22 protein-coding genes are annotated in these 24,990 nt (G+C 41.1%); 16 read left to right on the top strand and 6 right to left on the bottom strand.

The window, feature by feature from the left end; all coding sequences use genetic code 11:
* Positions 1-2 precede the first annotated feature (2 nt).
* Both gldG and K1X56_01820 read right to left on the bottom strand, forming a co-directional pair.
* Positions 3-2,444, bottom strand: coding sequence for a gliding motility-associated ABC transporter substrate-binding protein GldG (gene gldG / locus K1X56_01815; protein MBX7093427.1), 2,442 nt, complete (start codon positions 2,442-2,444; stop codon positions 3-5).
* A gap of 95 nt (positions 2,445-2,539) precedes the next feature.
* The gene (locus K1X56_01820) at positions 2,540-3,199 is read right to left on the bottom strand and encodes an aspartate kinase (GenBank protein ID MBX7093428.1); all 660 of its coding nucleotides are present in this window, start codon (positions 3,197-3,199) and stop codon (positions 2,540-2,542) included.
* Between the two features lie 100 nt (positions 3,200-3,299).
* On the opposite strand from K1X56_01820, the gene dapA reads away from it, so the two are divergent.
* From dapA to lysA, 3 genes are read left to right on the top strand one after another with little or no spacing between them, the layout of a single operon-like run.
* Positions 3,300-4,217: a 4-hydroxy-tetrahydrodipicolinate synthase gene (gene dapA, locus K1X56_01825; GenBank protein ID MBX7093429.1), complete on the top strand. Its 918-nt coding sequence runs from the start codon at positions 3,300-3,302 to the stop codon at positions 4,215-4,217.
* Positions 4,218-4,239: 22 nt separating this feature from the next.
* Positions 4,240-5,571, top strand: coding sequence for an aspartate kinase (locus tag K1X56_01830; protein ID MBX7093430.1), 1,332 nt, complete (start codon positions 4,240-4,242; stop codon positions 5,569-5,571).
* Positions 5,565-6,728, top strand: a complete 1,164-nt coding sequence (gene lysA / locus K1X56_01835) for a diaminopimelate decarboxylase (GenBank protein MBX7093431.1) — start codon at positions 5,565-5,567, stop codon at positions 6,726-6,728. Before K1X56_01830 ends, lysA begins: the two co-directional genes overlap by 7 nt.
* A gap of 6 nt (positions 6,729-6,734) precedes the next feature.
* Here lysA and K1X56_01840 read toward each other — a convergent pair whose 3' ends face one another.
* Positions 6,735-9,092 carry a TonB-dependent receptor gene (locus tag K1X56_01840; GenBank protein ID MBX7093432.1) on the bottom strand — a complete coding sequence of 786 codons (2,358 nt, stop codon included), beginning with the start codon at positions 9,090-9,092 and terminating at the stop codon, positions 6,735-6,737.
* Positions 9,093-9,310: 218 nt separating this feature from the next.
* Here K1X56_01840 and K1X56_01845 point away from each other — a divergent pair, with 218 nt between their 5' ends.
* Positions 9,311-9,988, top strand: coding sequence for a response regulator transcription factor (locus K1X56_01845; GenBank protein MBX7093433.1), 678 nt, complete (start codon positions 9,311-9,313; stop codon positions 9,986-9,988).
* Positions 9,989-10,055: 67 nt separating this feature from the next.
* On the opposite strand, the gene K1X56_01850 is transcribed toward K1X56_01845, so the two are convergent.
* The 3 genes from K1X56_01850 to K1X56_01860 all read right to left on the bottom strand — a co-directional run bounded on the left by K1X56_01850 (position 10,056) and on the right by K1X56_01860 (position 14,818).
* Positions 10,056-12,962, bottom strand: a complete 2,907-nt coding sequence (locus K1X56_01850; GenBank protein MBX7093434.1) for a T9SS type A sorting domain-containing protein — start codon at positions 12,960-12,962, stop codon at positions 10,056-10,058.
* A gap of 96 nt (positions 12,963-13,058) precedes the next feature.
* Positions 13,059-13,523, bottom strand: a complete 465-nt coding sequence (locus tag K1X56_01855; protein MBX7093435.1) for a hypothetical protein — start codon at positions 13,521-13,523, stop codon at positions 13,059-13,061.
* Between the two features lie 176 nt (positions 13,524-13,699).
* Positions 13,700-14,818: a DNA polymerase III subunit gamma/tau gene (locus K1X56_01860; protein ID MBX7093436.1), complete on the bottom strand. Its 1,119-nt coding sequence runs from the start codon at positions 14,816-14,818 to the stop codon at positions 13,700-13,702.
* 165 nt (positions 14,819-14,983) lie between these two features.
* Here K1X56_01860 and rpsF point away from each other — a divergent pair, with 165 nt between their 5' ends.
* From rpsF to K1X56_01920, 12 genes are all read left to right on the top strand, one after another.
* Complete coding sequence (rpsF, locus tag K1X56_01865; GenBank protein MBX7093437.1) at positions 14,984-15,346, top strand: 30S ribosomal protein S6; 363 nt, start codon at positions 14,984-14,986, stop codon at positions 15,344-15,346.
* 31 nt (positions 15,347-15,377) lie between these two features.
* Positions 15,378-15,644 carry a 30S ribosomal protein S18 gene (gene rpsR, locus K1X56_01870; protein ID MBX7093438.1) on the top strand — a complete coding sequence of 89 codons (267 nt, stop codon included), beginning with the start codon at positions 15,378-15,380 and terminating at the stop codon, positions 15,642-15,644.
* Between the two features lie 23 nt (positions 15,645-15,667).
* Positions 15,668-16,114, top strand: a complete 447-nt coding sequence (gene rplI, locus K1X56_01875) for a 50S ribosomal protein L9 (protein ID MBX7093439.1) — start codon at positions 15,668-15,670, stop codon at positions 16,112-16,114.
* Between the two features lie 70 nt (positions 16,115-16,184).
* On the top strand, positions 16,185-17,450 hold the full coding sequence (locus K1X56_01880) for an oligosaccharide flippase family protein (GenBank protein MBX7093440.1): 1,266 nt from the start codon (positions 16,185-16,187) through the stop codon (positions 17,448-17,450).
* A 61-nt stretch (positions 17,451-17,511) separates the two neighbouring features.
* Positions 17,512-18,351: an ABC transporter permease gene (locus K1X56_01885; GenBank protein ID MBX7093441.1), complete on the top strand. Its 840-nt coding sequence runs from the start codon at positions 17,512-17,514 to the stop codon at positions 18,349-18,351.
* Between the two features lies 1 nt (position 18,352).
* A complete protein-coding gene (locus tag K1X56_01890) occupies positions 18,353-19,585 on the top strand; it encodes an ABC transporter ATP-binding protein (protein ID MBX7093442.1) in 1,233 nt (410 codons plus the stop codon).
* A 1-nt stretch (position 19,586) separates the two neighbouring features.
* Entirely contained in the window at positions 19,587-20,285 is a 699-nt protein-coding gene (locus K1X56_01895; GenBank protein ID MBX7093443.1) for a hypothetical protein, read from the top strand.
* 2 nt (positions 20,286-20,287) lie between these two features.
* Positions 20,288-21,259: a hypothetical protein gene (locus tag K1X56_01900; protein MBX7093444.1), complete on the top strand. Its 972-nt coding sequence runs from the start codon at positions 20,288-20,290 to the stop codon at positions 21,257-21,259.
* A complete protein-coding gene (locus K1X56_01905; GenBank protein ID MBX7093445.1) occupies positions 21,256-22,044 on the top strand; it encodes an FkbM family methyltransferase in 789 nt (262 codons plus the stop codon). Before K1X56_01900 ends, K1X56_01905 begins: the two co-directional genes overlap by 4 nt.
* Entirely contained in the window at positions 22,031-23,002 is a 972-nt protein-coding gene (locus K1X56_01910) for a polysaccharide deacetylase family protein (protein ID MBX7093446.1), read from the top strand. The genes K1X56_01905 and K1X56_01910 overlap by 14 nt, the downstream gene beginning before the upstream one ends.
* A complete protein-coding gene (locus K1X56_01915) occupies positions 23,002-24,279 on the top strand; it encodes a glycosyltransferase (GenBank protein ID MBX7093447.1) in 1,278 nt (425 codons plus the stop codon). The genes K1X56_01910 and K1X56_01915 overlap by 1 nt, the downstream gene beginning before the upstream one ends.
* On the top strand, positions 24,276-24,989 hold the full coding sequence (locus K1X56_01920) for a glycosyltransferase (protein ID MBX7093448.1): 714 nt from the start codon (positions 24,276-24,278) through the stop codon (positions 24,987-24,989). The genes K1X56_01915 and K1X56_01920 overlap by 4 nt, the downstream gene beginning before the upstream one ends.
* Position 24,990 lies beyond the last annotated feature (1 nt).

A 24,990-nucleotide genomic window follows, 5' to 3' on the forward strand; every position in this document is an offset into this window, starting at 1 on the left:
GCTTAACGGGTGTATTTGCGTTTACGATAAAAATGCTGGATCAAGCCGAATAGAATGATTAATGCAACAGGTAGTCCCACATTGAGCATTTGCCAGTACCTGCGCTCAGCAATTACACGGTCCTCATTTAAACGACGCACCATTATGGTACGCTGACGCACCTGTATCATTTCCGGATCACCCATGAGGTAATCGATGGCATTTAAGATGAATTCTTTATTGCCAAAAATAAATTTTGGAGATCCGGTGGAATTGACCTGTCCGTATTTATCCAAATGCAAGGGGAAAGGAACTGCCTTTTTTTGTCCGTTCACTACTTTTAACGATACTTCATTTTGAGGAATATCGCCGTCTGATACAATGAGCATTTTTGTAGGCACGGAAGATTCTTTGTAAACGTAATCCTTACTGTTTAAAAACTCAGGAGCTAAGCGATCTTTAAATACGGAACTAAATGTCCCTTCTAATAAAACGGCAATATTGGATGGCGGACGTTTATTTAAAAATAAATTATCGCGCATTTCAACAATGCCATAATTTATACGTGCAGGAGAATTGTAAACGGTGCTTTTAGCAGAGGTTTGAAGAAGTACGGTTTTAGATACATTCTGATCATTACCCACAATATCCATACTACTCGCATACCTTGCTTTTACGGGGTCAATGTTTTGGGTGATTACGTGTGAACGTGAAGGCTGCAGCAGTGGATAGAAAAACCAGCCGTAAAAATCTTGCGATGAACCCGGAATGAAAATATCCGTACAGGCATCATCAAGGATAATATCGTTATTCAAGCGAACACCGTAGGTAAACAGCTGATCTTCTAAATTCAGGTTTCGTGCAACACCAAAGGTCTGACCGCGACGGAATAAGGTGTCTTCCCGAACTTCCATCGGATCGATGAACCATGCTACTTTTCCACCTTTCATGATGAACTGGTCAATCACAAATTTTTCCTTCTCGGTAAAAGCTGAATCCGGATCCGCAATAATCAATCCGTTAAAATCGCGAATGGCATTGATCTTATTATCGATTCTAACACGCTCTACGGAATAGAATTCAGAAAGAGCATCAGTAATCACGGCAAGGTGGACCTCATCCGCTTCGCCGTGTCCTTCTAAAATAGCAATACGGGGTTTGGTAACGCGGGTAACTTTCCGGATGGCATCCATGAGTTGGTACTCGATGTTGTTAACGGTAAAGTCGACCAGGTTCCTGATGTTCTCATCTTTTTTTACAAAGGGTTTAGAAAAGAAATTAAAAGAAATAGGCGGCTGTGTTCCGTAGCTTACCGTTGCACCCGGGAATAATATTTTATAACTGAGTTTTCCTTTTTCTTCAATCTCCAGTTCAGAATAGGAAATGTTGCGTTCATAATCGAGTTGATCCATAAAGGCCAACTGATCTTTTTCGTCTTCTATCGAATAGGGATCAAAAAATTCGTACTGGATTTTATCACCGGCATACGCCTTCATTTCATCCAGCTTTTCACGGATTTCCCGTTCAATACGTTTTAAATCGGAAGGAAGTTCACCTGTGAGATAAATTTGAAAGGTGATTTCATCTTCTAATTTTTCTTTCAAAAATTTAATGGTTCCCTCCGAAAGTGAATGGCGTTTTTCTGCGGTTAAATCGAACCTCAAAAAAGTGAATGAGGTTAAAATATTTACCAGCAAAATGATTCCAAGATTCAGTACAAACTGCAAACGATTTACTTTTTTGCGCGATTCGAGTACAACTTTTGTCAGCAGCACAAACACCACGATCACCGATAGAAAATAAATCACGTCTCTGGTATCAATTACACCACGACTAATAGAGTGATAATGCTCATAAATACCTAAATCTTTCACGAGGGTGTCGAGACTCCCGAACATGGCGTAGGAGCCAAGGAAGTCAAATCCCAGGTAGAAAAAGAAACACAGGAAAACACCAATGATAAAGGATACGATTTGGTTTTGCGAAACGGCAGAAGAAAAAATTCCGATGGAAACAAAACTTGCACTTAATAAAACCAGTCCTAAATAAGAACCCCACATTCCGCCGGTATCAACACTTCCCGGTGGATCTCCGAGTGAGCTGATGGTGTAATAATAGAGCAGGGTAGGTAACAATGAAAACAACACCAGCAATAAACCTGCACTGAATTTAGAGATGATAATTTGTAGATCAGATAAGGGACGTGTCAGCAATAATTCAATGGTACCTGTCCGCTTTTCTTCCGCAAACGATCGCATGGTAATAGAAGGAATGAGGAAGAGAAACACCATGGGCGCCAAATTGAACAGCGGGTCCAAATCGGCAAAACCTGCATCCAGCAGATTAAACGGATTATTAAATACCCAAATGAAAAGCCCCATGAGCAACAGAAAAACCGAGATAACAATGTATCCGATCAATGAGCTGAGGAAGCCTCGTATTTCTTTCAGCAGTAATGCAAACATGCGGTGTTTTTTGCAAAAATAGTATTCGGTCTGTCATACGCCGACAACAAACCATGGATTTTAATTAACGGAGCAATGCTCATGAAAAGCGGTACTCACATTTTTTTCAGGCTCATCAAAATAGAGAAGGTTCTATCGATATCCTTATCATGTACCACCAGTGTGAACTCGTTCGATGTAGAAATAATCTCACGGATGTTAATGCCATCCCAGGCTATACGCTTTAAGATGTAGTAATAAACACCCGAAATTTCTGTGTTTTCTTTGGGCAGTTTTATGGTAATGGAAGAGAGATTGTCGCTGAATGAAATCTGTTTTTCATTGCTGAAATGCTCGAGGACAAAACTTTTTAAAGCTTCACTTACGATCACTGTAGTTTCGTAAACCCCGGCCGAAAAAGTGCAGAAAAGTTCCTTTTGGGTGCTCACCTGTTTCAATAATTCCGCCGTGGCAGAATAAAGGGTGTCGGAATTGTGGTAGGTAAAATCGGATAGATTCGAACGTACAATCACATCACCGATGGAGTGCATAAAGTTCTGAATCTTGAGGTTTATCTTGTAATAATTGCTGGGAGCCATTCGGTTGATGGCCATAATCACAGCCCCTTCCTTGACATCCTTTTTCAGACGCTCAGCAATCTCGGGCTGAATCTTTCGGGCAAGTGAGGATACATTGATTAAACCGTCGGCAAGTGCCTCTTCCAAAAAGGGCGATTTACGAATAATGTCTTCTACGACTTCAGGGATAGTAACCATGTTAAATTTTATTACAACCTGTTAAATGTAAGTGTAAACTTAGGGAAAATTTTTCATAAACGCAAGTCTGTGTTTAGTTTTGCCCAAAATATATGATAAAATGAAAAACTCAAGCTTTTTAAACGGATCACTGGTAGCTATTGTAACGCCTTTTAATGAAAACGGAAGTGTTGATTTTAAGGCCTATGAGAAGCTTTTAGTCAAACAGCTTGAGGGTGGAACCAATGGCATAGTGGTGGCCGGAACCACAGGTGAAAGTGCAGCACTTTCGGAAGATGAATATGCCGCTTTAATTCGTTTTACGGTAGAAAAAGTAAATGGAGAGGTTCCAGTTATTGTTGGAGCAGGTAGTAATGTCACCACCCGTGCCATTCGCCATTCACTGGTGGCACAACGCGAAGGTGCTGATGCTTTATTAATATTGAATCCTTATTATAATAAGCCAACGGAAGAAGGAATTTTTGTCCACTATAAAGCAATAGCGGAGAGTGTTGACTTACCCATCATCCTTTACAATGTACCGGGCAGAACAGGCTCGAATATGAAAGCTTCGCTTACGCTTAAGCTGGCCCGTGAAATCGAAAATGTGGTGGCTATTAAAGAGGCATCCGGCGATTTAAATCAGATCATGGAAATAATTGCAGGTAGTCCAGAAGGATTTAAAGTATTCTCCGGCGATGATGCGATGTCGCTTTCTATTATTGCAGCAGGAGGAAGCGGTTGCATTTCCGTGGTGGCCAATCAGGTTCCGCGTGAATTTAGCCGACTCATCCACGCCGCTTTGTCGGGCGATTTTATCACGGCACGTGCCCTGCATTATCAATTGCTGGAGCTGATGAATCTTAATTTTATTGAAAGTAATCCCATTCCGGTGAAGACTACATTACATATGATGGGACTTATCCAAAATAAATTCCGTGAGCCGATGGTACCGATGAGCAATCCAGCAAATCTTTCGCGTTTGCACGATTGTATTGAAAAACTCGGTTTATTGCAGGAAAATTCTCAATTGGTTTAATTTTTTCAACGTTTCTTTTGCCATGAATGTGTTGAAGTTCGGCGGGACCTCCGTTGGTTCCGCCACGCGTATGCGTGATGTTGCACGGATAGTGGAATCGCACTCTCCGGTGATGATTGTTTTATCTGCCGTTTCCGGAACCACCAATAAACTGGTGGATATAGCCTATCATTATAATGAAGGAAAAAAAGAAAAAGCATTAGCCTTAATTGATGAATTGGAGCAATCTTATTTTCCTTTTGTGGAAGATTTATTGCAAACGGAATCTGCACAACAAGAAGGGAAAAATATTATTGCCACACATTTCGCTCACCTGCGCGATTATGCACGCAATGGATTTGGAATAAAACAATACCGCGAAATTCTTGCACAGGGTGAATTGATTTCAACCCAATTGTTTTACCGTTACATGGTAGAACAAAATAAAAATGTGGTGTTGATTAATGCCCTGGATTTTATGCGTGTGGATGAGGATGGAGAACCTGAAATGCATTTTATTCAAGAGGCGCTTCATGCAATTTTAGCTCAGGTTCCGGGTAAACAGTTTTATATCACCCAAGGATTTATTTGCCGGAATCCCGTTGGAGAAATTGAAAATTTAAAGCGGGGTGGAAGTGATTATTCGGCTTCATTAATTGGCGCAGCATTGGGATCGGAAGAGATTCAGATCTGGACCGATATCGACGGGATGCACAACAATGATCCGCGAATAGTTCAAGGCACTTATCCGGTAAGGAATCTTTCGTTCGACGAAGCTGCAGAGCTGGCGTATTTTGGTGCAAAAATCCTGCATCCTTCCAGCGTAAATCCTGCGCGTAAGGCCGGAATTCCCGTTCGTTTAAAAAACACCATGCAACCCGAAGCGGAAGGAACTTTAATCAGTGAACAATCCGAAAGAGGAACCATTAAGGCCATTGCTGCGAAAGATGGAATTACTGCCATCCGTATCGTATCCAATCGCATGTTGCTTGCATTTGGATTTCTCCGGAATGTATTCGAGATTTTCGAGCGTTATAAAACACCTATCGATATGATCACTACTTCTGAAGTAGCGGTTTCATTAACGATCGACAATGAAGGTCAACTCGAAAACATTTTAAAAGAACTGAGTGTTATTGCTGATGTGGAAGTAGATCGCGATTTAAGTATCATTAGTGTCGTGGGCGATCACATCAGTGAAGGTCCCGGTTTGGCTGGAAAAATCTTCGGTGCACTTCGTTCTATTTCCATGCGCATGGTTTCGGGAGGCGGATCGCCGAATAATGTTTCTTTGTTACTGCCAACGAAGCACAAAAATGAAGCATTACGTCAGTTGAATGTTGAACTCTTTCAATCTGTTTCGCAACAATGTTAAATCTAAATCCTGAAAAATTAACCGGAATAAAAACACCGGTTTATTATTACGATCTGGATTTGCTGCGCGCAACGTTACAGGCGGTAAATGTCCCCGTACAACGCTACGGTTACCATGTCCATTATGCTTTTAAAGCAAATTACAACGATAAAATTTTATCGATCATCCGTGATGCAGGTTTAGGTGCAGATTGTGTAAGCGGAAATGAGGTAAAGAAAGCCATTGAATCCGGATTTGATCCTTCCAAAATTGTATTCGCGGGAGTGGGGAAAACCGATGAGGAAATTGAATATGCCATTGCACAATCGATTTACAGTTTTAATTGCGAATCGACCCAGGAGCTCGAAGTGATAAATTCCATTGCCATGCGCGAAGGGAAAACGGTACGTGTGGCGATTCGTATTAATCCCAATGTAAATGCCAATACGCATAAATATATAACTACCGGACTCGAAGAAAATAAGTTTGGAATTAGTATTTCCCAATTACCGGATGTGCTTGAAGTGTTGGAAGAATGTGCAAACCTCCGTCTGGAAGGATTACATTTTCATATTGGTTCACAGATTACCGATATGAGCAGTTTCCGCAATCTTTGCACCCGGGTGAATGAAATTGTACAATGGTTCAATTCGCGCAATGTGTCGTTAAAGCACATTAACGTGGGAGGAGGATTGGGCGTTAATTACAATCAACCGGATCAGGAATCCATTCCCGATTTCGAAGCGTATTTTTCACTTTTTAATGAGTTTCTGCAATTGGAAAGGGGACAGGAATTGCATTTCGAATTGGGACGTGCCATCGTTGCGCAATGCGGATCACTTTTATCTCGTGTGCTCTATATCAAGAATGGCGTGAATACCAATTTTATCATTGTAGATGCGGGTATGACGGAGTTGATTCGTCCTGCATTATACCAATCCTTCCACCTCATCGAAAACCTTTCGGCACAGGATCGGGCAGGGGCGGATCAGTTTTATGATGTAGTAGGACCCGTATGTGAATCGTCGGATTGTTTCGGGAAACGAATTCTGTTACCTGTTTCCAAACGTGGCGATCTTATGGCTATTCGCACGGCAGGAGCTTATGGAGAGGTGATGTCCTCCGGCTACAACCTGCGCGAAAAAGTTAATTCAATTACTTCCGAAGATTTAGGATAAGCCTGATCAGAATGCCCAGTTAAATCCAAGTGTTGGAATAATCGGCAACTGATACACACGTTCTGCAGTTACGCGGTTCACGTAGAAAATATTCTGACGGTTATACAGATTGGTAACACCCAAAATAATTTCCAGTTTAGAAGTGATTTTCTCTTTATCGGGAACGTTCGGATCTTCGCTCTTAATTACCTTTTTAAACTCAAAGCGGCGTTTTACGCTGAGGTCGAAACGATGATAGGTGCTCAATCTTCCCTGATTTAATCCTGCGTATAAAATGGAAACATCATTGGCATTTGCAGTGGTGTAATCGGTTGTTACATTGTTAAAGGAAATGTTTTGGTAGTAACCTCCGGTTTGGGTAAATGGAAGTCCCGTACCCAGATTCCAGCGTGCATTAACTTCCCACAAATCATCTTTACCGAATAATTGGGTGTACACCATGTTTACGGTATGTCGACGGTCGAAAATTGGTGCGTAGGTTTGAATTCCATCCCAACGGGTAACTTTTCCTAAAGAATATACCAACCAGAGATATGTTTTTTTGGAATTGTATTTAGCCACGAAATCTACACCGCGAGCCAAACCTGTTTCAATGATAAAATCTTTTTTCAGCAAATCAGGTTTAGTGGCATCTGTTTCGTCGTAGATTTTATTCCGGTTAATGTTAGTGAGCTGTGTAAAGTCTTTGATATAACCTTCAACGTTAAAATTCCAGTGGTCGCCCAAATCATATTCTGCACCGAAGATATAGTGATTGGCTTTTTGTAGTGAGTGTTTGCGGTCCACTACATTTCCGTTTTCATCAATGTATTGTTTAGGCAGATTATCACTTCCTGAAAGGAATCCATAAAACAGATTCACTACATCACGGTCGGAGTTGGCTGCAATCAGGTTTTGCGAATACACACCGGCTGCTGCTTTAAAGCGAATTTCTTCCGTTAAATTAAATTTCGCTCCAATGCGTGGTTCATGCGAAAAGTTGGAAAGGGATGAGTAGTACATTTCACGGAAACTGGGTTCAATGACTAAGCGACCGCGGTTTATTTTGTAACTCACATAAAGCCCCAACTGGGTTGTGTTTTCCTGCTGCGAAATCGTACGGTTTGCTGCATTCACAGTGGTGAAGTCAGTAGAAAATCCTTCAACATCGATTCCATATTTTACTTCATCCTTCTTCATGAAATATTTAAAATCGAAGCCGAGGTTAAAACCACCAATTTCAGAACTGCGAACCGGAGAAATTTTATCGTCGAGTGTGATTTTATATTTCGAGTAAGAGAAATCTCCCGAAATCAACACCGGATTTCCGGCAGGAACCAAAACGAAATTTGATCCGGCACCATATGAATTCCATTTTAAATCGGAGATGGCCTGGTATTTTACGGAGTCGCTGAAGTTAAAACCGAAGACGTTGAACTTAGAACCGCTTTTTCCGTTGAATGAAATTTTACCGTACAAGTCGGTGAAGTTAAATGGTAATCCTGCGGTGTCGATGTATTTGTAAAATACTTTGGAAGATTGAGCGAGGTAAGATGTTTTTCCCGAAAAGAGATAGGTGGCAGAACCGGAATTTTCAGATTTTCTTTTGTAGAGTGGACCTTCCAACATCAGTTTGGCACCGAATGGACTCGCAGCTACTTTTCCTTCGAAATTATTTTTATTTCCATCGCGGGTAGAGATATCCATTACCGATGAAATTCTTCCTCCATATTCAGCATTGAATCCTCCGGTATAAATATCCGCTGTACGAATAATGTCGGTATCAAATACCGAGAAAAAACCGATGGAGTGAAACGGATTGTAAATAGTCATACCATCCAGCAACACTTTATTTTGAATCGGAGCACCACCGCGAACGTACATTTGTCCACCCTGGTCACCCGTTGTTACCACACCCGGTACGGTTTGGAAATAGGTGGCAATATCTGATTCACCACCCACAGTTGGAACGGCGCTGATTTCTTTTTTAGTCGCTTTAATTTGCGACATTTTGATGGTGGTGAGTGATTCCTGTTTTTCTCCTTTTACTTCAATTTCATCCAGCTCAACACCTTCTGTCAGCATTATTTTTTTGGTAACAATCTCACCTGCTTTTAAAACCACTTCAATTTCCTGCGGTTGATATCCTACAAATGATACCACAATGTGATAAGTTCCAGCCGGGATTTTTGCCACCTGGAAATAACCATTACCGTCTGCAGAAGCACCTCCTGAGGTTTCCTTAATCAAAATATTGGCATAGCTGATAGGTTCCCCGGTAGCTTTATCGTAAATAAAACCACGGATGGTACCGGTTTGAGCCATCGCCATCATTCCGATTAAAAAGAAAAAAGAAAACAGTGCAGAACGCTGTAGAAATTTCATCACAAAGCAGATTTTTTAATAATGACGACGAAAATAGGAATATTCCATAAAACGGAGGGTATGAATTAGACATTAGGAAGATTAAGTATACCATTGGCCTAAATCACTGTAGCAACGGTTGATAAAAAAAAGTGGAAATGATTTTTAATTTTTTGCTTGGATTATCGGTTTTGACCATTATTTTTGAATAATTATTTAAAATCAGTCTAAATAAAAGAATGGGGATTCGGGTCGTAATAGCGGATAGTAATGAGTTGATTCGATTAGGATTACGCGCTGCCATTGTCCGCCAGGATGGTCTGGAATTGGTGGATGAGGTGACCAATCGCAATGAGCTTAAAGATGCCGTTGTTCGTTTTGAGCCCGATGTGGTTTTAATCGATTATTCTTGTCCTGCATTCACCATCGACTGTGTACCGGAAATCTTGCAGCATAACCGCAAAGTTCGATTTGTAGCAATTACTCAAAATCAGAGTGCGCTTTCCATTGTAAATGCCATTCGATCCGGAATTAGCAGTTATGTAAAAAAGGATTGTGATTTAGGTGAAATCATCGATTCGGTAAGAGAAACTGCTAAAGGAAATAAATTCTTCTGTGGCACCATTCTCGAAATGATTCGTCAGGAAGAAATAAATATCGAAGATATACCCAACGATATGCTCACCTGTGCTCCCGTTACCATTACCGAGCGGGAAATTGAAATTATTACACTTATTGCCGAAGGATATACCAACCAGCAGATCGCTGAAAAATTATTTTTATCGGCTCACACGGTGAACACACATCGCAAAAACATTATGGCCAAACTGGGAATAGCCAACACGGCCGGAATTGTAATGTATGCGGTTAAATCGCATTTGGTTTCTCCCAATAAATACTTGTTTTCTGCTCAATGATAGCAAGGGTTTGAAAATAAAAAAGGGTGTCGTAACTGACACCCTTTTTTTATTCTTTTCATTGGAATTATTGCTTAATAATCCGCGATTTAAATTGTTGCTCAGATCCGGTAATTACCACTTGGTAAATTCCATTTCCTTCAGCATTCAGATCCAGGAGATAATTTGAATTACCTGCGTTGAAATTCAGTTTGCGGTTAAACACTAATTTTCCGCTCATGTCAAATACCTGTACCTGCACAGCTTCAGAACGATTCATGCTCAGGTTCAGATTAAATAATCCGGTAGAAGGATTTGGGTAAACCAACATGTTGCCTTCCATTAACAATTCTCCAACCGAAGAGTTGTTCGGAGCCGCAACCGTATTTCTGTTTGAACGTGTTGAATTGTGATTCACGGCACGATCTGAAACACAAGTAGCCGGTGCATAAACTTCAATAAAGTATTCACTGGAATCTACATTTGGAGTATTCACATCGGTGTAGGTGAATTGAGTAGCGGGAACAGTATCAATAATCACCCAGCCGGTAGTGTAATGGTGTCTCCAGATAATTTGCTCTGTAAATCCAAAGCCGATATACGAATCCCAGCTTAAATCTACACTGGTAGTTTGTGTGCGATCGGCAAACAAGTGAATAGTTTTGTGCACCGGACTAAAGTCTGATTCATTTCCACAATCATCTACTGCGGTCATCACATATTTCCAGGATTGTACCATAGCGTTGGCTCCGTAATCGATGAACTGACTAAGGCTGTCGTAATCTACTGCACCTACAAATTCAAATCCATTCAATTCGCAGGTCTCTCTGTAAATGTTGTAATGGTCGATATTGGTGGCCGACATATCTTTCTGCCAAACCACCAGGTTCATACCGGTTAAAGTATCTACAGTTACCAGGCAGATATCCTGACCAGCAACTATGTTTGACTCAAGGAAAACATGATAATTACCCTGACAACCTAAATCATCAGTGATGCTTAAGGTGTGCCATCCCGAATTTGCATTTAACAAATCTTCGTTGTTGTTGGTTCCATCCCATACCACAGAAGTGTAGATTCCTGAACCACCCTGAGGAGTAATGGAAATTTCACCATCATTGCCGCCACAAGTTGCATTCACATAGGTGTCCATCCCGTAATAAGGACCGAAACCTCCTGAAGAAACACTCACATTCATAGTGTCGGTACAGCCGGTAGCATCGGTTAAAATTACAGAGTAAAATCCTGCACCTAGTAAAGTTGCATTTTGAGTGGTTTGTCCACCTGCATTAGCACTCCATTGGTAGCTCACAGGTTGAACTCCTCCAAATGAATATGCCCATACCTCTGCATCATTTAAACCACACGAAGCGAGTTGAGCATAATAACCGTCTTGACGGAACATGTTCTGATCATTAATCGAAAAGCATTGTCCAACCATACATCCGGTTGCATCTGTAACAATTACCTGATAGGTACCAGGCGTAAGGTTGTTTTGGTCTTCTGTAGTTGTTCCGTTCGACCATTGGAAGCTAAAAGGTGCAACACCTCCGGTGATGGTTAAGTCAATGCTACCATTCGGATTTGTGCTACATGTAGGTTGATTCACTACGCTATTGGAAATGTTAGGCGCATCTGTTCCGGTAACCTGAAAACTTAATGAACCCTGACAGCTATTTGCATCGCTGGCAATTACCTGATACAAGCCTGGAGCAAGACTATCCGCAGAAAATCCAATATCACCATTCGACCATGTGATATCATAAGGTGAAGTGCCATTTAAAACGGTGAGGTTAGCAATAGCTGAAGGATTTCCGCAGGTTGTACTTGTGCTGGTTACATCAAGGGTAAGCGCATCAAAAATATTTGCAGTAAGGTTAATTGCACATCCATATACGTCATATGCAGTAACGCCATAACTACCGGGACCAATATTGGATAGGGTATCTCCGTTGTATTCGAACCAATCCCACCAGAAATCAAAAGGTGCTGTTCCACCAATTGCCTCAACCCATGCTATTCCGTTATTTTGACCACAATCTGAATCTATTTTATGCAAAACTGCATCAAAGACCGGCGGATCAACTAAAGTGAAATTCCCTGAATTTGAACAACCATTAGCATCCGTTACATCTACTGTGTATGTACCCGGAAAAAGATTATTTACGTTGTAAACCGTATCGCCGGTTGACCAGGAAACAGTAAAGGTTTGTGCACCCGAATAGCTATATGGGTAAATAGAAGCATAACCGGTATTCTCACCATGACAATGTGGATTGTTAAACCATAAACCAAGATCAACTCCATTTTTTACATAAACCCCACCTGCATACGTTAATAAACCATCTGTAGAAGTTGTAATGTAAACATCATAGGCTCCAACCGCTTTTGTACAGGAAATATCAAAATACCCAGAAATGTTGTCTGGAAAATCTGGAGGAGTTATGGAAGGAAAAAGGGTGTCTGAGGTTGAAGTGTGAATGAAATAAACACTTTGATAGCTCAGGAAATCTGTACCTGCCCCGTAAAATGAAAAATAATTACTGGTAGTACCTAAATAAAAAGTATCGGCCGGATTAGGTACAATAAATGGAGACGAACCATTGATTACAAGGTGGTTTAGGGAGCTGTCGTTTGCCGTATAAGTATCATTCGGATAAGTCAGCCACACATCAATGTCATAGGTTGCGTAAGCTGATAAGTCAGCCGTAGTTGAAAAGGTAAATGGCTGGTAATAGTAAGCGAACAAATCGCTGGTAAGCGTAAATTGTTCCATTACAGGAGCGCCTCCATTGATGGAATAATAAAACGTAATGATTTCACCGGTTAAAACGGTGTTCGGACCCCCATTGTAAATTTCAACGGAAACCTGTTCAGATGAAGTTAAATTCACACCGGAAACAGGTGTATTATAACTGGTAAAAAACAAATCAGTTTGAGCGAATCCCCATACCGAAATAAAAAGGGAAACCAGCAGTAGACCGGATTTTTTCATAAAGTAGTTTAAGTTTGATGCGAAATTAAAACAATTTAGTGACCTAAACCAAACATTTCATCATTGAAAAACAATGATTTATCGAACGGTATTCAATTAGAAATCGATATCCAGATTTAAACGCTTTTGGAGCAGGATCAAATGCGGGTTTTTTTCCGCCATTTTTTTGAATTTATCCTTGTTGGTATAGAGAAATGTATCGTCGCCACTGTCTTCTATTGTCGTTTCCAGTGTAATAGCGAAATTATTTAGCTTCTTCCGAATCATTTCGAGCAGATCCTGCTTTTCACGTTCGAGTCCGCCTTCCTGTGTTTTATTATCGATCGACAAAACGATTTTGTAATCTTCCTGCAGCATTGGAGCTCGTTTGCTGAGGGTAACCACAATGGAGTCCTTGCCCAGATTTTTATAGTGAAGCACGATATCCGTCCAGGCCGCATCAAATTCTTCACGCGTGAAAGGAGTTACTGGTCCGCTCACCGTTCCGTTTTCATTTTGCGAATCCTGGTTTTCGGCGATGCTTCGCTTGTTCCGGTAATCGCTGATGTTGATGGTGTTCAACTTGGTAATATCGCGGGTAACGGGAATGGTGTGCCCGTCTTTTTCTATAGCTGCCGGAGCCTCACTTGCTTTTTTAACAGCGGTGGATGCAGAGGCAGAAATACTTCGTACCGTTTTATTTTGCGCAGAAAGATAATTGGGATTTCCAGCCTGGTTTTTAGGTGGAAGGATGGGTATTAATTCAAGTTTTTTTTTTCTCCCTGAGGATCGAGGGAGCAGGCTTGCATCAGGGTGAGTTCTACCAGCAGACGTTGATTTTTTGATGCTTTATAGGAAACATCGCAACGGCTATATAATTCCAGTGCCTGAATAAGAACCTGCACCGGTGCCGCTTTTGCTTGTTGCTGATAACGGTCTTTGATGGACTCGGATGTTTCCAGCAGCACCAATGTTTGCGGGTCTTTGCAAACCAGCAAATCACGGAAGTGCGATGCCAGTCCGTTAATGAAAATATGTCCGTCGAAACCTTTTTTAAGAATCTCATCAAAAATAATGAGCACACTTTTAATATCCTGTGCAAGAATGGCGTCAGTCACCCGGAAGTAATAGTCGTAATCAAGGATATTGAGGTTGTCAATAACCGCTTTGTAACTGATGTCATTCCCGGCAAATGAAACGATCTGATCGAAAATGGAAAGTGCATCGCGTAAACCTCCATCTGCTTTTTGGGCGATGATATGTAAGGCTTCAGGATCGGCAGTAATTCCTTCGTTGGCAGCAATTTTTTGAAGATGCTGCGTGATATCGGAAATTTTAATCCGGTTAAAATCGAAAATCTGACAACGGGATAAAATCGTAGGAATGATTTTGTGTTTTTCCGTTGTGGCAAGAATAAAGATAGCGTGACGTGGAGGCTCTTCGAGTGTTTTCAAAAAGGCATTGAATGCACCGGTAGAGAGCATGTGAACCTCGTCGATAATATATACTTTGTACTGACCTAATTGTGGTGCAAAACTGACCTGCTCAATCAAGGCACGGATTGCGTCGACTCCATTATTGGAAGCCGCATCCAACTCATAAATGTTGAGTGATCGTCCCTCATTAAAAGATTTGCAGGATTCGCATTGGTCGCAGGCTTCGGTGTTCGACTGCAAATCCATGCAATTGATGGTTTTTGCCAAAATACGGGCACAGGTGGTTTTTCCAACACCGCGCGGACCGCAAAACAAAAAGGCCTGAGCCAGGTGTTTATTGGCAATGGCATTCTTCAGCGTAGAGGTAATAGAACCCTGACCCACAACCGTGTCGAAGGTTTGGGGACGATACTTCCTGGCCGAAACAATGAAATTTTCCATCTTTGAGGCACAAATATAAGATGAAGCTGAGCCAGGGCGAGGAAATGTGTATAACTTTTAGGAACAGCCTTTTTAGTTGAAAACCTTGTTTCGTGCTTCCTTTTTTCTATCTTTGCCGTCCGGTTTATTCCGGAGAAATAGCAAATAATTCAAAATCAATAAATTATGTCTAACCGTTACGAAACTGTTTTCATTTTGACTCCCGTTTTGTCTGATGATCAGGCAAAGGAAGCAGTTGCAAAGTTCAAGGGTATCCTGAAGGATCTCAAAGCTAAGGTCGTTCACGACGAGTTTTGGGGCCTGAAGAAACTGGCTTATCCTATCCAGAAAAAAACGACCGGATTCTATCAACTCATCGAGTTTGATGCAGATGCGGAAGTAATTGCTCGTCTGGAAGTGGAATACCGCCGCGATGAACGTGTGCTGCGTTTCCTTACTGTGAAACTCGACAAACATGCTGTTGCTTACAACGAAAGAAAGCGCAGCGGCGAAACCGCCAAGCCACGTAAAAAAGAAAAGGCTTCCTAAGCCCATTGTAAAACCCTAAAAAAGAACTGAAATGTCAGTAGATAACGATATTCGCTATTTGACCCCCATCAGCATTGAAACGACAAAAGAAAAATATTGTCGTTTTAAGAAATCAGGTATCAAATACATCGATTACAAAGACCCCAATTTCTTATTGAAATTCGTAAACGAACAAGGAAAAATTCTTCCACGTCGTGTAACAGGAACCTCTTTAAAATTTCAGCGCAAAGTATCTCAGGCGGTGAAGCGTGCTCGTCACCTTTCCCTGATGCCGTATGTAGCTGATATGCTGAAATAATAACCTTTTAGAATCAAATAGTCATGGAAGTAATTCTCAAGAAAGACATCGATAAACTCGGCTACAAAGATGATGTAGTGAAGGTTCGCGACGGTTATGGTCGTAATTTCCTCATCCCAAAAGGTTATGCTGAGGTTGCTACAGAATCAGCAAAGAAAATGCTTGCTGAAAATCTGAAACAACGTGCTCACAAAGAAGCTAAAGTTCGCGCTGAAGCTGAGAAAATGGCAGCTGCACTGAAAGGTGTAACTGTAAAAGTTGGAGCAAAAGCCGGCGAGAGCGGTAAAATTTTCGGAAGTGTTAACACCATTCAGGTGGCTGATGCTCTGAAAAAATTAGGTTATGATTTTGATCGTAAACATATCTCGATTAAAAACGAACCAATTAAAGTTCTCGGTACTTACGAAGCGGTAATCCGTCTTCATAAGGATATCACAGAAACCATCACTTTCGAAGTGGTAGAAGAATAATAGATCATTCTTTACGGAAAACCCTGACCATTGTGTCGGGGTTTTTTGTTTATTGAAGTATATTTTAAACATGAAAATCCTTCTGGAAAAATACCTTCGTTCAGGTTTTATCCGCAATGTGTTTACACTGGCGGCCGGATCGGGATTGGCGCAAATTATTTCGGTTGCCAGCAATATTATTCTCGCCAAGTATTTTTTTCCGCCGGAAGATTTTGCGATTTACGCCGTGTTTTTTTCCTGGTTTCAACCTTTAAGCATCGTTGGTGCATTGCGACTGGAAGTAGCCATTCCCATGCCTGCGGGCGACGAAGAGGCTGTTGCCTTGACAAAAACAGCAATACGGGTTGGACTCCTCACTAGTTTTCTTTCTTTGATGGGTGTCAGCTTGTGGTTTTTCATATCACGATATTTTGGTTTAAATACCGCTCAGGGATTTTACTTTTTATTACCCATCACCGTGTTCTCCGGAATACTCATGCAGAGTTATAATGTTCTGTCGGTACGATGGGAAAATTACAGAAACAACGCTACCAGCAGGGTGCTTACCAATGTAGTTATAGCGCTTGTTTCTATTCTGCTTGGTTACCTGAGTTTTGGACCCGAAGGATTAATCATCGGATTGTTTAGCGGCCAGTTTGCCGGTGCTATCTACATGTATTTTTCCATGCATCATCGCATACGGTCCACATCACCCTACCAGGGTGAAAATTTATTTAAGAAATACCGCGAATTTATCTGGATAAATACCCCGCATGCATTTGTGGATACCCTTCAACTGACCGGTACCGTTTTTTTATTGCGATGGTTGTTTAACGACGAAATTGTTGGTTGGTTTTTCCTGTCGTGGCGCATATTAAAAATGCCTTTGACTTTTATGGGAACTGCCGTTTATCAGGTGTTTTATACGCGGGCAAGCAAAGCCTATCACACCGGTGAAGATATACGTCCGGCCATTCGGAAAATTTATGGTCAGATGTTTTTACTCGGACTCCCCATTTGCATTGTGCTGTTGATTGGTGGTCCCTATTTGTTTGCACTTGTTTTTGGAGAAGAATGGAGAGGTGCCGGCGAATTATCGAAAATCATGGCGATATGGTTGTTTGCCAATTTTATCGTTTCACCGGTTTCGTGTATGGCCATGATTCACCAACAGCAGGGAAAAGCCTTTATGCTGGCCATTATGGAATTACTGATTCGCTTTGGATCCTTAATTCTTGGTGAAGCACTGGGTGGTTTGGAAGGCGGTTTCTGGATGATGTCCATTTCCAGTACATTCCTGATGATTTTTATGATGTACTGGTACATTTCCATTTCCCGTCCAATTATCCAACATTGATTGTTAGGATTTCCCTCTGCATCACGGATGTGTTTTGCTCATTATCGTATCTTTGAATTCTATGTCGGCCGTTAAAATCATTATTGAACCGGGTTCTGCTTCGAAGCATTACTGGAAAGATATCTGGCAGTACAGAGGATTATTGTTCTTTCTGGCATGGCGCGATTTGGCTGTACGTTATAAGCAAACCGTTATCGGTGTTTTGTGGGCATTAATTCGTCCCTTGTTAACCATCGGTGTTGCTGCATTTATCAATTGGATCAATCACCGTTCACAGAGTGAAGGAGTGCCCGTGTTGGTGATGTCGACCATTGCCACCATTCCCTGGATTTTGTTCTCCTCGATTTTTGGTGAATCGTCGAATTCCTTAATTGCGAATTCGAATTTGCTCACCAAAGTTTATTTCCCGCGATTGATTGTTCCTTTAAGTACCATTCTTGTCTGTCTGGTTGATTTTGCGATTTCACTGGTGATTTTATTGGCCGTGATGCTTATTTATCATGTGGTACCGGGAGTTGAAATCCTTTTGTTGCCCTTGTTTATTCTACTCACCATTATCGCTGCAAGTGGAGCCGGATTTTGGATGGCATCACTGAATGTGAAGTACAGAGATTTCAGATACATCATTCCGGTAATTACGCAATTCGGATTATTTGTTTCTCCGATTTTATTTTCAAGCGCTGATATTTACCAGAGTTCGTATCCGGAATGGTTGAAATACATCTGGAGTATAAATCCGATGGTGGTGGTAATTGAAGGATTTAAATGTTCGTTTTTGGGTGCAGAACAATTTGTTTTCCATCCGGGAATGTATGTCTCCTTAAGTACAGGTTTTGTTTTATTGTTTTTCGGGATTTGGTATTTCAGAAAAACAGAAAGAGGATTTGCCGACGTGATTTAATATGGCTAACGCGATTATAAAAGTTGAAGGTTTAAGTAAACGATATGTGTTGCAGCATAATCGTACAGAACGCTATATGACTTTTCGCGATATGCTCACCAGTGGATTCCGGAAATCGGCTTCCGTTTCTAAATCTGATTTCTGGGCGCTGAATAATGTTTCATTTGATGTTCAGGCTGGAGATCGAGTTGGAATTGTGGGAAGGAATGGAGCGGGTAAATCAACCTTGCTAAAAATTTTAAGCCGTATTGTTGATCCAACAAAAGGAAGAATAGAAATTAATGGTCGACTCGCCTCTTTGCTTGAAGTGGGTACCGGTTTTCATCCTGAATTAAGCGGGCGAGAAAATGTTTTTCTGAATGGTTCCATTTTGGGGATGTCGCGCAGTGAAATTGCACGGAAGTTTGATGAGATCGTAGCCTTTGCTGAGGTAGGGAAATTTATTGATACACCTGTAAAACGATATTCGAGCGGAATGTATGTGCGATTGGCATTTGCGGTTGCTGCACATCTTGAACCGGAAATTTTGGTGGTGGATGAAGTATTGGCTGTGGGTGATTCTGAATTTCAAAAAAAATGCATCGGCAAAATGAAGGAAGTTTCTTCGGATGGAAGAACGATTTTGTTTGTGAGTCACAATATGGCCGCCGTGCAGAATCTGTGCAACAAATCTATTTTTCTAAAGCATGGCGAGTTGGTGGATTACGGTGATACCTCGCTGATATTACCGAAATATTTAAAAAGTACCGACCAGGGTTCGAGTGTGGATTTACGTTCGCGTGCCGACCGCTCCGGTTCCGGCCTTATTCGTTTTACAGCGTTTGATGTTTGTGATTCGAAGGGAGAACAATTGTTGACTCCGCAAACCGGACAAGATGTGATGCTTCGTTTTGCATTTGAAAAAAACGGCGAAGTAAATCGTTTACATCTGGCAGTGGGTATAGATGATGAATACGGAACACGCATTACGCATTTGAGCAATGAAGTGACCAATCAGATTTTTGAAAAAGTAGAAAAGGATCAGCACTACATCCAAATTCACATACCTCAATTACCGTTAAAAAATGGAAGCTATTCATTTACGCTTTATTCAACCGTAAATGGCGAATTAGCCGATTATATTCAGAATGCCGGTAGCTTTTTTGTGGAGTCGGGCGATTTTTATGGAACGGGAAAACTTCCGCCCGAGGGACAAGGAAATTTTTTATTGAAGCATCATTTTACACTTTCATAACGTGAGTCCATTCAGAAAATTTATTCATCAAATCAGAATTCATCGTCACGAAGGTGTCGGCATCTGGGCCTTTCGTTATTATAAGCGCTGGAAGAAAAGTCAGGTTTCCAATTCGATGAAAGATGAAATGCCATGGATTTCTCTCCGGGCAGTTGATTTTCTGGAAAAAAATATTCGATCCGATTTTAAAGTATTCGAATATGGCGGAGGAGGCAGCACTTTGTATTGGAGCACACGTGTTGCAGAAGTTGTTACCGTGGAGCACGATGCCGAATGGTTTAAGCATTTGGAAACATCGATGCAGTCGCGTAAAAATGTAAAATGGAACGGATGTTTTGTGGGACCACAAACGGGTGATTTAAGTCCAAATCCTGATCCTGCTGATCCTGATTTATTTTCTTCGGACGATTTAGCATCCAAGGGTAAAAACTATAAGGATTATGTGCTGACGGTAGATAATTATCCGAACGAATATTTTGATGTGGTATTGATTGATGGTCGTTCGCGTGCTTCGTGTTTAAAATATGCTTTTCCAAAATTAAAACGAGGCGGCTGGTTGATATTAGATAATGCAGAGCGCATTTATTATACCGATTTGAATACAGAAATTGTAAACCAGATGGAAATGGTGGTTGGGGGAATGTGTCCGGGATTATTTTCTGTCGATTTTTCGGAGACGCGTATTTACCGTAAAAAATAAGAATGAATTCTTTGGCACCGGTTATTGTTTTTGCCTATAAGCGACCCGATTTGCTTGAGCAAACACTTGTGTCGCTTTCCGGGAATGCTGAGTCGGCCAACACCGAACTTTTTATTTTTTGTGATGGTCCCAAAGCACAGGCGGGTCCTGCCGAACGCGCTGCCATTGATCAGGTAAAAAAAATTGCTTCCTCCAGAAACTGGTGCGGAAAAACACAGGTAATCGCTGCGGAATCAAATAAAGGATTAGCTACTTCGGTTATGGAAGGTGTTTCGATGTTGCTGAATACCCATGAATCGGTTATTGTGGTGGAAGATGATGTTCGTTTATCGAAGTATTTTCTTCGTTTCATGAATGACGCATTGAACATGTATGCTTCTTCTGACCGTGTGTTAGCTGTGGGTTCCTGGAATTATTTTGCGGATGGAAAAATTGCTGATGATTCCTTTTTTCTTCGGTATCCCGATAGTATTGCCTGGGCAACCTGGAAACGGTCCTGGTCGAAATTCAGATCAGACGGCGCCAAAGCCATGGAAGAATTACAAGCGAAAAATTTGATGCAACGGTTTAATGGCGACCGTTCCATTTCTTATTTCTCCGACATGCTGAAGAAGCAATGCGAAGGAAAAGTAGATAGCTGGGCCATTCGCTGGACCGCTACGGCTATTTTAGAAGATATGTACTCTATTTATCCTTCCAGAAGTTTATCGCGCCATGAAGGATTTGGAGAAGGGGCTACTCATGAAACCAACGATCGTGATTATAATGCGACTTTAGGATTAGCACAGGAACCTATTGCGTTAAAACCCATTTCCGTAGAAGAGAATTTGAAGGCATTCGGTTACTGGAAAAAATTTTTGTTAGCTAATTTTTCCGACACCAACGGATTTAGCGGTTGGAAACTCTGGGTGTGGAAACGATTGCCTTTTTCATTCAGGAATTGGTACCGAAATAAAACTGTAAAAGCGATATGAAATCTGTTGTAAGAAGACTGTTGCATGGGAAACCCACGGAAGAAGCAATTTTACTCCGTGATGCAAATCAATTTCCCCGCTTTACGCCTCATCGCTTTACGTATCGGGGTATGAATATTGAGGTGAGCGATTTTCTTTCTGTGGCCTGGCAAATTGCTGAAATATTTGGTGAAGAACGATTGAAGTTTGAATCGAAAAATCCTTCTCCAGTTATTTTGGATTGTGGAGCCAATGTGGGAATTGCCGCTCTTTATTTTAGTCGCTTATTTCCGCAGGCACAATTGCATTGTTTTGAACCGGAGAACCGCGTGTTGAATTGTTTAAAAAACAATTTATCCTCCAATCAGGTCACTACTGCCAAGGTTCACGAAAAGGCGGTTTGGATAAATAATGATGGAGTGAATTTTGGAGGTGAAGGTGCCGATGGTGGTTCGGTTTATCATGAAAAAAATAGTCAGAAAGTTCCATCTGTCCGCTTAAAAGATGTTTTAGGCGGTTTTGAACGGGTGGATGTTTTAAAAATGGATATCGAAGGAGCTGAAGTGGAGGTGTTGAAGGATTGTGGTGATTCCCTGAAGAAAATAAAGTATTTGTATGTGGAATACCATTCCTTTCAGAATCGTCCGCAGCAATTGGATCAATTACTGGGATTACTGGCTGAATTGGGATTCAGGTATCAGTTAAAAACAATCGGACATATTGCTCATCATCCTTTTTTAGGATTGCCGGCAGATTTAGAAATGGATATACAGTTAGATATTCACGCTATCAATGAGCGTATTTAAATCGAAAATAAAAAACATGTTGTTGAACATCGATAAAAAAATCGATCGTTCAATGAATGGATCTTGTGCCGTGTTGTTATATCACCGGGCGACACAACTGGAATCGGATCCGCAATTGCTTTCGGTTAGTCCACAACATTTCGATGAGCAATTGAATTATTTAAAAAATAATTACCGCGTATTACCCATTGAGGAATTTTCGGAAATTTTACTGAGTAAAAAACGGTTTCCTGCAAAATCGGTAGTGCTCACTTTCGATGACGGATATGCCGATAATTATCTGGAAGCTCTTCCTATTCTGGAAAAACACCAATTGCAAGCGCTATTTTACATTTCTACCGGTACACTTAATACGAGCAATGAATATTGGTGGGATGCCGTAGAGCGGATTGTACTATACGGAAAACAACCTTCAGAAAAAATGATGCTTGAAGCGGGCGGTGTTTCTTTTGACTTAAATGGAGATCGTCATCTACTTTATGAATCCTTATTGCCGGTTTTGCGTCGACTCCCATCAGAAACAAGAGAACAAAAAATAAAGCACTTAGCTGAAGTATTTCACAATAATGATGGTCGACCATCACACCGTGCCATGCGTTGGGATGAATTAAAAGCCATGCATCAATCAGCTTCTGCAGTTATTGGTGCGCATACGCATTTACACCCTTCGCTTGGAAAATTAAATGTGGAAGAACAGGAGCAGGAAATTCTTCGTTCCAAATCTATTTTAGAGCAGCAACTGAATTGCAGCATTGAACATTTTTCTTACCCTTTTGGAACAAAACTTGATTTTACGGAAGACACCATTCGTATTTGCCGTAAAGCAGGATTTAAAATGGTAGCAGCTAATTTTCCGAAGTTTGCCAATAGAAAATCAAATCCATTTGCCTTTCCCCGACATCTTGTACGCGATTGGAATCTGGAGGAATTTAAACGTCATTTAGTTACATTTTTCTGATGAAGATTGTCCACATAAGTACCAGCGATAGAGGAGGTGCAGGAATAGCTGCTGTACGTCTTCATTTATCATTGCTGGAAAAAAATGTGGATTCGCATTTGCTTACGCTTTATCAGTTTGGACCAACCCTTCCAAATCATGTAACCTATGCCAATAAGGATGTAATGATTGCACCACTTGGTTGGTTAAAGGATTTCATTATTAAAGTAAAACGTAAGTTTAGAATTTACCAGCCTGCGCATGATCGTAAAGGGAAAAAATATTTAAAGGGACGCGGCACCGGTTTTGAGAATTTTTCTTTTCCCGATGGATTGACCCGCTTGGAACGTCATCCTTTGGTCATGTCCGCTGATATCATCCATCTTCATTGGGTGAGTGAAGGAATGCTGAATTGGTCAACATTTTTTTCTGCTTGTCAAAAACCGCTAATATGGACGCTTCACGATATGAATCCATTTACCGGTGGTTGTCACCATGCCGATGATTGTACACTTTTTCAGTCGAACTGTTCGATTTGTCCGCAACTAAAAGGGACCATTGATCCCGGTATTTCTCACGCGATCTGGAGTTATAAAGCGAAGTCCGTTTCAGATATAAAAAATTCGCAATTAACTATTACTGCTCCCTCGCATTGGTTAACTCAATTATCGCAAAGTTCTAAACTGTTCTCAAGCTTTAACCATATTACCATTGCGAATGGTGTAAACAATTCGGTTTTTCATCCGGTGGATGTGGAAGAAATGCGCAAAAAATATTCCTGGTCGCAAGGGAAAAAAGTTATTTTGTTTGTAGCGCATCATGTTAACAATATCCGTAAAGGAATTCCCTTTTTATTGGAAGCATTTCAAAGCATGAATCGCGAAGAAGTGGTTTTATGTTCGGTAGGTTATCCTTCCGAAGAATTATCGTCCATCCCCGGATTTTATCAATTGGGTTATGTGCAGGATGAATCGACCATGGCTGCATTGTATTCGATGGCGGATGTATTTGTTTTACCTTCGATGGCGGAGAATTTTCCGAATACCATTGCGGAGGCTTTATGCTGTGGAACGCCCTGCGTTGCTTTTGAAGTAGGTGGAATTCCGGAGCAAATTAATTCGGGGAATGGCGTTTTAGTGAAGGAGAAAAATGCAGTTGCATTAGGTGGTGCCATTGAACAAGTATTGACCACCAATTTTTCCAGAGCACAAATAGCGGCGGATGCAAAATTGCGTTTTGGTCAATCGCTCATCGCTGATGCTTTCATTTCTCTTTACAGGAAAGGAGTAGATGCATGAAAGTTTCTATCGTAACCATCAATTATAACAATAAAGCAGGATTGATTAAAACCCTTGATTCTGTTTATCGCCAAAGCTTCCCTGATATGGAAATGGTGATTATTGACGGGGGATCGACGGATGGAAGTGCGGAATGTGTTGATTCGTACAAAAGCAGAATTGGTTTTTTTGTTTCTGAAAAGGATAAAGGGATTTATCATGCTCAAAATAAAGGCTGGCAACATGCAAAGGGAGACTATGTACTCTTCCTGAATTCTGGGGATGTCTTCGCTGCTGATGATGTTTTGGAGCGCGTATTTTCGGTGGAGCAAGCTGCTGATATTATATACGGGAACATGCTGATTGTTGCCGAAGATGGTTCCGAACGTTTGGGAAAAATGCCTTCGAAAATCGGTATCAAACAATTGTACAAAGATACCTTGTGGCATCCCGTTTCGTTTATCCGTACCTCCTTATTCAGCAAGCATGGAGGGTATGATGAGTCGTTAAAAATCGTTGCGGATTATGATTTTTTCTGTCGTGAAATTTTAAAGTTTAAAGCGAAATTGAGTTATGTGGATGTAACCATATCTAAATTCGACACGACCGGTTTAAGTTCTAATCCGGCGCGTAAAACACAAATTGCAGCCGAGAGAAAATTGGTACAAGACCGGTACATGTCAGGTTTCCTGCTTTTTTTCTTCCGTATGTATTCCAAATGGAGGGCTTAAT

The sequence above is a fragment of the Flavobacteriales bacterium genome (assembly GCA_019694795.1).
GTDB lineage: Bacteria > Bacteroidota > Bacteroidia > Flavobacteriales_D > UBA2798 > UBA2798.